Below are 9,573 nucleotides of genomic sequence, written 5' to 3'. Positions count from 1 at the left end.
AAAGGCGGCAAGCCCGGCACCTGAGGTTCCCCCGAGATGAGGGGCGGCGGGCCGTCCCAAGTGCGCCGCGCCATGTCGCAGCCAATGAAGCTCAACGGTGGATTCCTCGCACCTCCGAGAGAGCCCACTCGGGCTTCGGGTGCACGAAGGGCACCAGGTAGACGAGCACGAACGAGCCTACTGCGCCCACTCCGATGGCCGGCCACGCCCAGATGCGCCGCGTGTTGATCGCCGAGTCGCACGCCGCAACGCGAGCGTCCACAGCCCGCTCCGGCTGCCCGGCCTGGACGGCGTCATAGGCGATGGCGCTTTCCACGCCTGTAACGGCGGTCCCGCACTTCAGAGGCTCCCCCTCGCTCGCATCGACCTTCACACCGAGCAACAACCCGCATAGGCCGATAAGGAAGAGGGCACCAGCGATGACGGACAACACCGCGAAAACAGTGCCGTCTATCGTCCGTTCCTCGTTCCAGCCAAGTCGTCTTCTGCTTCCCATAGTTCCGTGCATACCCGGCTGTGCGATCCGCTACGTCGTCGGCACGGGCTGCAAATGGCGGGCCTTTCGGCACCGTCCGAGATCTGATCAAACCGGTACGCTGCCCGCGTAGCGTAGTGACACACTGAAGATCGGGCGTTTCCCCTTGATCGTGGACACCCTGATCATTGGATCGTGAGGATCCATAGGAGGAGTTCCCGTTGGGGACGTCGAAGTACTCGTCTGAGTTCCGGGCCGTTGCCGTCGCGCTATATCACTCGAGCCGGAACCTGTCAAGTCAAATGAGACGGTTTGAGGCTATGAGTTCTGTTTCTGGGGTTCTGTCTCGGGTTGGGGTTCGTTGATCCACACGGTCGTGGGCAGTTTCGGGGGCTGGGGCCGTCGGCCGAAGCGTTCAGGGTGTGCCGCGTACGCCTGGGCGAGAGTGACGGCCCGCTGTTCGCGGACGAGGTCGGCGGTACCGAAGTGGACGCTGGCTGGGGTGTGCAGGCTGATCGCCGAGTGCCGGTGTTCGTGGTTGTAGTAGGTGAGTAAACCGTCGCACCAGTCGCGGGCGTGCTGGAGGGAACCGAACCGGTCGGGGAAGCATACAGGTGGTACCAGTCGCCCTTGTCCGGTCCGCGCAGTTTGGTGATGTCCCACGATCACACCTGCGAGGGGCCGTCGGTGACCAGTTCCGGCTTGACCTTGGCCGGGTGGGCGGCCTGGCGGCGGCGGTCGCCGCTTTGCCCGGCGGTCCGCAGGATCCGGTACCTCGTCGAGGGCGAGCACCAGTAGGTGCCGGCGTCCAGCTCCCGCGCCCAGACCTGGGCGGGCGGCAGTTCGGCGTACTCCGGCCGGTTCGACAACTCCAGTACCGCGGCCCGTTCGGCTGCCGACAGGGCTGACGGCGGAGCCGGACGCGGCTTCGGTTCCACCAGCGGGCGGGGCTTGAGGTGCCGGTAGTGCGTGGCCCGCGAGCGGCCGGTCAGCCTGCAGGCCGCCGCCGTGCCCAGCTGGACCTTGAGACCGGTGAACGCCTCGTCCACGATCGGCTCGGCAGCGTGGGTCAGTCCGCGCTCTCGGCAAGCAGTTCCAAGAGCGCGGAAGCTTTTCCCATGACCCGCAGCGCGGCATCCCGCTTGGCCAGGTCCTTCTCCAGCCGGGCCACCTTCTTGCGCAGCCGCTCCAGTTCCGCCTGCTCGGCGGCCCTCTTCGGCCGGGCCGGGCTGGCGCGCTGGTCGGTCAGCGTGGTCATCGCCCCCGCATCGCGGGCAGCCCGCCACTCGATGATGTGGGAGTTGTACAGCCGCTCACGCCGCAGGATCGCGCCCTTCTCCCCGGCCGGGGCGGCGTCGTACTCGGCGACCATGCGCAGCTTGTACTCCGAGGAGAAGCGGCGGCGGGTTGGTTTGGGTGCCGGGTCCTCAGACTCGGCTATCGGACCGTTCGTGCTGGTCATCTCGGGTGGGGGCTCCTGTCTCGCCCAGAAAAGATAACCCGGCATACCGGGTGTCTCACCAGAGACTGACAGGGAGGGTTCAGAGAGTTCGACACAGTCCGCCTCGGCGGCTCCGACAATGCTTGCGGCGCTCTGATCTTGCTTGTCCTATAATAGAAGTAATAATGAACTAACATTTATGCAGGGAATAGGAGTGGCTTCCGTTTACCCAAGCGACGGTAGGTCTCATGGACCGGGAACTGTTTGCCCAGCCGCCTTACGGCGTCATCGACCCGGGGACGCGCCAGGGCGGGCTGGTCGCGTCCGCCCTGCTGGACGTGTACCACCGGCTGCGAGCGAGCACCTGTGCCGCCTATCTCCCGACGGAAAGCCGCCGGACACTGGCCGCGTCCATGATCGTGGATTCTCCCCTGGGCTTCGGCATTCCGTCCGGTTTCGACATCGACGACCTGTCGTGGCCGACGTCACGGTCGTATCGGACGGGGAAACTGGTGGCCTTCGACGAGGTCGACGTATGGGAGGGGGTACGTCGATCGCCGTATCGGTTCCCGACCAACATCACCTTCTCCATGGCGATCGCCTCTGCGCCGATACGAACCTCACGGAACCGGTTCGGGACCATCGGCATACGTCTGGTACCGCCGAGGTCGGTCACGACCGAGGAGCGGGAGTACATGCAGGCGGTCGCCGACCGGCTGGCCGCCGACCTCGAGGAGTTGACCGGGGGGGAAGAGGCCGTCACGGCTCCCGCTGTTCCGGTGTTCATCCCTGCGGGACCGGAGCCCGCCGCAGGCGACCCGGACCTCGAGCCGAGGCTGCTGGAGGCCGTGGCGTCGGCGACGGTCCGCAGCAGCCACCTGTACCAGATCCAGCGGCTTGCCAGGGAGCTGACCGGTGCGGCGCAGGTCTCCGACATCCTCGCACTCGCCCAGACCAGGGTTGTCCAGGCCTTCGGCGGCAGGGCCTCGGCGCTGTCCGTCATCGAGGGAGAGCGGCTGCACGTGGCGGGGGCCGCCGGTCTGCCCCGCGATGCGGTCCGCGACATCGAAGGGACGCCGCTGTCCCGGCGCACTCCGGAGACCGACACGGTCGCCACGGCCAGGGCCAGGATCTTCGGCTCGGGCGAAGAGGTGGAGCGTGCCTATCCGGGCGTCACCGTGGATCCCGGCGAGGGAGCGCGCGGATACTTCCCCCTGCTGCACAGCGGCCGGGCGATGGGTTGCTACACCATCGAGTTCGCCGGCTCGCGGAAGCCGTTGTCCGCCACGGAAACCACGCTTTTGAGCCTCCTGTTGGAGCAGGTGGCCCAGTCCCTGGCCCGTGCCCGGTCGCAGGAGGTCGAGCACGCCCTCACCCGCAGGATCCAGCACACCCTGCTGCCCGGGAGCCCGCCGCACATTCCCGAAGCGGTCACCACCGCCCGGTACTTCTCCGCGACCGAGGGCGTGGCGGTGGGTGGTGACTGGTACGACGTGCTCAACCTGCCCGACGGAAGTATCGGGCTCGTGATCGGCGACGTGGAGGGCCACAACCTGGCCGCCGCAGCGGTGATGGGCCAACTGCGCAGCGTCGTACGGGCGTACGCTGCGGAGGGGCATGACCCCGCCGTCGTGCTGGAGCGGAGCAACAGCGTGCTGTCGGGCCTGGACGCCAACCTGTTCGCGACGTGCTGCTGCATGTGGGTCGACGTGGCGGCCGGCGCCGCCACTATCGCGAGCGCGGGGCACCCGGGACCCCTGGTCGGTGACGGCCCCGACGTGGCGCAGCCGCAACTCGCGGTCGGGCCGCCGCTGGGGGTCGACACGCGGGCCGTCTACCGGGACACGGCGATCGATCTGCGCCCGGGATCGGTGGTGGCACTGTTCACCGACGGCCTGCTGGAGGAACGCCGGCTGGGGTTCGACAACGCGGTCGTGCGACTGACCGGTCTACTCGCCGACAAGGGCGGCGAAGACCTCGAAGTGCTGGCCGACGCCATGGTCCACGCCGACTCGGCGCGGGAGGCCGGCGGCGATGACGCAGCCCTTGTCCTGATGCGGTTCGAAGGCGCGCGGCCGCACGAGACGGCGCGCGTCGCCCGCATGTCGGTGCAACGGCACGACCTGCTCGGGGTCGCCCAGACCCGCCGCTTCCTGCGGGACGTGCTGCAGCGGTGGTCGCTGCTGCCCATGCTCGACGACCTGGAGGTACTGGTCTCCGAGGTCGTGACCAACGCGCTCATCCACGCCCACAGCGAGGTCGACCTGAGACTGCGTGCCTATCCGCACCGGATCCGGGTGGAGGTACGCGACAGCGATCCGTATCCCCCCGTACCGACCACGCTGCTCCAGGACGACGCACGCAATGTGGAGGCCGAGTCGGGACGAGGCCTGCTGATCGTCGACGCCCTCGCCACGGCCTGGGGCAGCTCGCCCGCGGGACGGGGCAAGACGACCTGGTTCGAGATCAGCGTGCGCGCGGACGGGCGGTAGGCACCGGAATCCGTCCCGGCGGGGCGCCGGCCGCGGTGACCCGGTCTTCAGAACCTGACGCTGTCGGGGATCTTGTGAAGTGAAGGCGTCAGCCCGTTGCGCGCCAGATGCGGGGCTGGGGGATCCGCTGCCAGTCGAGGAAGCCTTGCAGTGCGGTCGGGGTTCGCGGTGGGCGTTCTCGGGCGAGTGGTCCGTGGGCGGAGACGCGTTCGATGTTGATCGCGATCGCCGTCAGGACGTGCTGGACATGGGCCTTGCCTTGGGACCGGTTGCGGGATTGGCGCATACCGTGCCCGTGGACGAACTCGCTGATGGCGCCCTCGATGCCGGCACGGAGTGCGTAGCGGCGTTGCCAGGGGCGGGTCTGTTGTTCGGCGCGGGCCTCGGTTTGGAGGTCCTTGAGTTCGCGGGGCAGGAAGCCGACCAGGCGGTGCTCGCTGCGGGTGCACTGGGGCTTGAGCGGGCAGGGGAGGCAGTCGCGTTTCGCGAACTTGGCGTGGATGTAGGGCGCGACGGAGACGGGGGTGAGCCAGCTCGTGCTGGTGTGGCCTTGAGGGCAGGTGACCTGCTTGTTGTCCCAGTCGATGGTGAAGGCGTCGCGGTCGAAGACGTTGCCCTTGCGGGACTTGCGGGTGGTCTTGGGTTTGACCGGGCCGATGAGCGTGATGCGGCGCTCGCGGGCCGCCCGGTGCCGGATCTGGATCGACATGTAGCCGCCGTCAACGAGGTGTTCGTGCGTCGTGTGATTCCGGGGGTGGCGGTTGGTGTGTGGTTGGTGGTGTGGGCTGGGGCGTTGCAGGTTGGGTGAGAACGTTTCATGGCCGTCCGAGCGGGGGCCCGTGGGGGTCTGGCCTGGGGGTGTCGCAGTTTCGTTGGGAATGCTCGGGTGTGTTGTACATAGCCTGTGCGCGTCTAAGTGGTCGGCTCACCCGCGGTCAGACGCACGCGCGCCTGCGACTGTCCTGGACGTTCCACGGCGAGGCCAACTTCCCCGCACAGACCGAACTGCTGATCACTTCCCCCACTCCGCACCGGGCCGCTGTGGACTTCACCTACACCTGTCCGTAACCGCTTTGCCCCTGTGATTTCCCCGCAATGCTGGACACGATCTTGTTATGTCGCGAGGGCGTGTTGTCGGGGCGCTGTCGCGTTGATACGTGTGGTTCGGCCGAGGGTGTGGGTGTGATGGGGCCGGGTTTCGGGTCCTGGGTCAGGCCGTGGTGGGCAGGTTGATGCTGCCGGTGGCGTGGTCCCAGAGAGTGCAGCGGAGGGTCATCTCGAAGCGGTGCTGATCGGCGGTCAGAAGATGGCGTCGGGGCCGGAAGTGCGGGGAGATGCCGCTAACGCGGACAGGAACCGCTGGGCTGCGCCGGGTGAGCGGAAGTACCTCATGGCCCGCTCACGCTGGCGGGTGGGCTGGTGGGAATTCTCCGCCCGGTTGTTCAGTCCCTTGTGGGAACGGTGCTCGACCGAGGCCATGAGCTCGCGGTGGGCGACGCCGTAGGAACGGAGCTTGTCGGTGACCAGCACCCGCGGGACGCGGCACTGCTTCTTCACCAGCTTGGCCATGAACCGCCTGGCGGCCTTCGCGTCACGCTTGGACTGCACGAGAACGTCCAGGACGTTGCCCTCCTGGTCCACGGCCCGCCACAGGTACATACGCTCACCGCCGATCTTCACGAAGATCTCGTCGAGATGCCACTTGTCACCGGCCGCGGGTCGTCGGCGGCGCAGTCCGTCGGCGTACGCCTGCCCGAACTTCAGACACCAGAGGCGGACCGTCTCGTAGGAGACGATCACACCGCGCTGAAGCATCAGCTCTCCCACCTCGCGGTAGCTGAGCGGGAAGCGGAAGTACAGCCACACGCAGTGCGCAATGATCTCCGCTGGGTAACGGTGGCCCTTGTACGACGGCGACTCACCCGACACGCCCCCTCCCCAGCAAGATCAACATGAAGATCATCCCACGCCACTCGGCCAACGTGACAGTGCCCTCGTAGAGCATGCGCCACAACGCCTTCTCCCGCAGCGGCACCTCCCGGCGGGCGATCAACCGATCGACGGCCACCTTCGACCGTGCCAGCGTGTCGGAGTCCGGCTGGGTCATCCGCCGTACCCACGCCGGCACGGCCGGCCCCTCGTAGCCGCGCTCCCCACACCAGCCGAGCCACGAGAGCACCGACGATCGACGCGCGTTCCACGTATTGACGGCCGCGGTGCCCCACAGCGACTCCAGCGCCTCGCCGACCTCGTCGTCGGCGACCGAAGCCAACGGACGGGCCTCGCCCAGTCGTTCGGCCGTCTTCCCGACTCCGGTCCCGTAGTTGCGGTGAGCGTGCACGCCCGTCGCGATCCGGGCGGTGAAGTACCAAGGTCCGCCTCCGGCCTCGAACGGCAGACCTGGGATCGGGTGGTGCGGTCCGAGGAATTGACCGTCTATCTCGCCGAGGCCGACGGCGACCCTGTGGGGACGGCAACGATGATGGTGATGCCGAACGTGACGTATGCCTGTGCGCCGACGGCGTTCGTCGAAGCCGTGGTTGTCGCCGCGGAGCATCGGCGCCAGGGCATCGCCGGCGCAATGCTTCGACAGCTGCTCGCGGACGCGCGATCCGCCGGGTGCAACAAGGTCCAACTGCTGTCTCACAAGCGCCATGCCTCCGACGGGGCCCATCGCCTGTACTCGTCGTTGGGATTCGAACCCGAGGTGGAAGGGTTCCGGCTGTATCTCCAGCAGGCGCCCGCATCCGCCCAGGGCGCCAGGGCCGACGGATGACAGCGACGCAGCCCTGCGGCTCCGCTCACTACGGATTGCTACCTGGGACCTCGCCGTAGCAATACGCCGTTCCGGGCCGTGACGCGGGGGTGGGCGTCGGCGATCGCGGAGAGCAGGTGGATGCCGCCGGCGTCAACTCCTTGGTGTCCCGGCTCCTGCACACTGCCGGGATCGACGCCACGCGCATGGAGCCACCTGATGATGGTGCATCCGCTGAAGCCCGACAGCTTCTCGTCGAACCTTCGGGGTGCGGAGGGCGGTGCCGAGTGCGACGCACCCAGTTGGGTGGCCGGCATCGCGGCAGCGCAGTCCACACTGCCAAACATCGCAGGTGCCACACCCAGCCTGCGGATGCCGATGACCACTGGGTCAGCAGGATCGCATCGAAGAGGTCAGGAGGGTTGCACGAGCCCGCCTCGAGTGACTCGCCCGCGAGCTGTCGCGCGGCCGGAAAGGTCACGCGCGCCCGTGCGCCAGCTCGCACCATCGGCGATCGCCGAGACCACCAGCCCCTGGTGGTCCAACAGCGGGGACACCAGTCGGTAGTCGATCGAGACCCGTCGGTCCGCTCCCCGCTCGCGCGCAGCCTCGGCCATCGCGATCGCCTGCAGCGGACCGTGCGTCACAAGCCCGGCGTACCCCTCGACCTCGCGCGCGTAGTCACGGTCGTAATGGATGCGATGGGCGTTGTAGGTCAGGGCGGAGAACCGGAACAGCAGCGCCGGATCGATCGGCAGACGCCACTCCCCTGGCTCCAGTCCGATGTCCTCGACCTGTTCGACCGGCGCCGGGGCACCCGGCGCCACGGCGTCGCGGTAGACGATGTCCTGCTCCTCCACCACGACGGGTGAGTCGTCCTGCTCGATCGTGTGGCGGACCACGACGAAGGTCAGCCGTCCGCTGCGGCCGTCCTTGTCGGTCGACGACACGATCTCGGTGCGCCGGGTCGTCAGGACGCCGAGGCGCAGCGGCGCGAGGCTCGTGGCCCGTCCGCCTGCCCACATGCGACGCCGCCCCGGCTCCGGCGGCGCTGGAATCACGCCGCTGACGGGGTGGCCGTCGGTGCCGAGATCGGCCTGGGCCGGCCGCTCGAGGAGGTACAGCCAGTGCCACAGCAGCGGCAGACCGTCGCGATCGAAGTCAGGCTCACCAACCTCCAGCAGTCGGGTCAGCGCGAGCGCGGGCTCTGGCCGGAGCACCTCGCGGCGCTCGATGTGGGTCGGGTGCTCGCTCATGCGGAGACCTCGGTAGGTCCGGTTGCGAACTCGGCGCGTAGCGCCGCGTTGTGCTCACCAAGGCACGGGACGTCACCCATGCGCGACTCCTGACCGTCCATTGACACCGGCGGCAGCATCGCGGAAATCACGCCACCCGGGGTCCGAACCTCGCGCCATCGGTCGCGAGCCTGGAGCTGTGGGTGGGCCATAAGCTCGGAGGGTGCCCGCAAGCGCGCGCAGGCGATGCCCGCCGCGTCGAGGCGCGCGACGATCTCCTCGGCATCGATACCGGCGAAGGCCTCGGCGATAACCGGAGTGATCTGCTCGTCGTTCTCCACGCGCTCGGGATTGCCGACGAACCTCGGGTCCGTGACAAGCTCCGGCCGGTGCAGGACATCGGTGCAGAGCCTCGCCCACTCGCGGTCGTTCTGGACCCCGAGGAACACGAGGTTTCCATCGCCGGCGGGGTAGGGGCCGTACGGTGCGATCGAGGCGTGCTTCGCGCCAGTGCGACGCGTCTCGGTGCCTCCGTGCACCGCGTGATAGGCGGGCTGGCTCATCCACTCGCCCAGCGCATCGATCATTGCGACCTCGATCGTGGCGCCGATTCCTTGCGTCGCGCGCTGCAGCAGTGCGGCGAGAACGCCAGAGTACGCGTACATCCCCGTAGCGATGTCGGCGACCGAAGTGCCAACCTTGCTGGGGGTGTCGGGCGTACCTGTGGCAATCAGCAGCCCGGTCTCGCACTGCACCAACAGGTCGTAGGCCTTCTTGCTCCGGTACGGCCCCGCGGTGCCGTACCCCGAGATCGAGCAGTGGATCAGCTCCGGGCGCTGTGCTCGGAGGCTCGCCGCGTCCAGGCCGAGACGTTCCACGGCACCGGGCACAAGGTTTTGCACGACGACGTCAGCCGAGGCGATCATAGCGTCGAGCACAGCGCGGTCCTCGGGCGCCTTGATGTCGAGCTCGATCGACTCCTTGCCGCGGTTGAGCCACACGAAGTAGCTGGAGTCTCCGTGCACGGTGCGGTCGTAGCCGCGGGCGAAGTCGCCCGCGCCAGGTCGCTCGACCTTGATGACGCGGGCGCCGAGGTCGGCGAGATGCCGGGTCACGAACGGTGCGGCCACGGCCTGCTCGAGCGACACGACGGTGAGTCCCTCCAGAGGAAGCAT

At 68.1% G+C, this 9,573-nt stretch carries 9 protein-coding genes and 2 pseudogenes; 2 read left to right on the top strand and 9 right to left on the bottom strand.

The genetic code is table 11. The features are described from left to right. Window positions 1–91 precede the first annotated feature (91 nt). The 4 genes from NQU54_RS44910 to NQU54_RS44895 form a co-directional block, all read right to left on the bottom strand. Window positions 92–496 carry a hypothetical protein gene (locus NQU54_RS44910; RefSeq protein WP_257636062.1) on the bottom strand — a complete coding sequence of 135 codons (405 nt, stop codon included), beginning with the start codon at window positions 494–496 and terminating at the stop codon, window positions 92–94. A 297-nt stretch (window positions 497–793) separates the two neighbouring features. Then, window positions 794–1,138, bottom strand: a complete 345-nt coding sequence (locus NQU54_RS44905; protein WP_257636061.1) for a hypothetical protein — start codon at window positions 1,136–1,138, stop codon at window positions 794–796. Between the two features lie 2 nt (window positions 1,139–1,140). Beyond that, window positions 1,141–1,524 carry a hypothetical protein gene (locus tag NQU54_RS44900; protein ID WP_257636060.1) on the bottom strand — a complete coding sequence of 128 codons (384 nt, stop codon included), beginning with the start codon at window positions 1,522–1,524 and terminating at the stop codon, window positions 1,141–1,143. Window positions 1,525–1,544: 20 nt separating this feature from the next. Then, the gene (locus NQU54_RS44895) at window positions 1,545–1,937 is read right to left on the bottom strand and encodes a transposase (RefSeq protein WP_257636059.1); all 393 of its coding nucleotides are present in this window, start codon (window positions 1,935–1,937) and stop codon (window positions 1,545–1,547) included. Window positions 1,938–2,164: 227 nt separating this feature from the next. Between NQU54_RS44895 and NQU54_RS44890 the strand changes: the two genes are divergently transcribed. After that, window positions 2,165–4,408 (top strand): ATP-binding SpoIIE family protein phosphatase, encoded by a 2,244-nt coding sequence (locus NQU54_RS44890; protein ID WP_257636058.1) that lies wholly within the window; start codon window positions 2,165–2,167, stop codon window positions 4,406–4,408. 88 nt (window positions 4,409–4,496) lie between these two features. Here NQU54_RS44890 and NQU54_RS44885 read toward each other — a convergent pair whose 3' ends face one another. The 3 genes and pseudogenes from NQU54_RS44885 to NQU54_RS44875 all read right to left on the bottom strand — a co-directional run. Next, complete coding sequence (locus NQU54_RS44885; protein WP_257636057.1) at window positions 4,497–5,117, bottom strand: transposase; 621 nt, start codon at window positions 5,115–5,117, stop codon at window positions 4,497–4,499. A 501-nt stretch (window positions 5,118–5,618) separates the two neighbouring features. Next, window positions 5,619–6,337: pseudogene (locus NQU54_RS44880) on the bottom strand (IS6 family transposase). Window positions 6,338–6,368: 31 nt separating this feature from the next. Further along, window positions 6,369–6,761 (bottom strand): annotated as a pseudogene (locus NQU54_RS44875) (site-specific integrase); the annotation flags it as partial. Between NQU54_RS44875 and NQU54_RS44870 the strand changes: the two are divergent. Then, complete coding sequence (locus NQU54_RS44870; protein ID WP_257636063.1) at window positions 6,738–7,184, top strand: GNAT family N-acetyltransferase; 447 nt, start codon at window positions 6,738–6,740, stop codon at window positions 7,182–7,184. The pseudogene NQU54_RS44875 and the gene NQU54_RS44870 sit on opposite strands and share 24 nt — an antisense overlap. A gap of 392 nt (window positions 7,185–7,576) precedes the next feature. Here NQU54_RS44870 and NQU54_RS44865 read toward each other — a convergent pair whose 3' ends face one another. Further along, window positions 7,577–8,419, bottom strand: a complete 843-nt coding sequence (locus tag NQU54_RS44865; RefSeq protein WP_257636056.1) for an HTD2 family dehydratase — start codon at window positions 8,417–8,419, stop codon at window positions 7,577–7,579. Beyond that, complete coding sequence (locus NQU54_RS44860; protein WP_257636055.1) at window positions 8,416–9,573, bottom strand: CaiB/BaiF CoA transferase family protein; 1,158 nt, start codon at window positions 9,571–9,573, stop codon at window positions 8,416–8,418. Before NQU54_RS44860 ends, NQU54_RS44865 begins: the two co-directional genes overlap by 4 nt.

Source organism: Streptomyces malaysiensis subsp. samsunensis, from assembly GCF_024519315.1.
Taxonomy (GTDB): Bacteria; Actinomycetota; Actinomycetes; order Streptomycetales; family Streptomycetaceae; genus Streptomyces; species Streptomyces malaysiensis.
The sequence above is the reverse complement of the archived record's forward strand: the minus strand, read 5'-3'. Positions and strand labels throughout refer to the sequence as shown.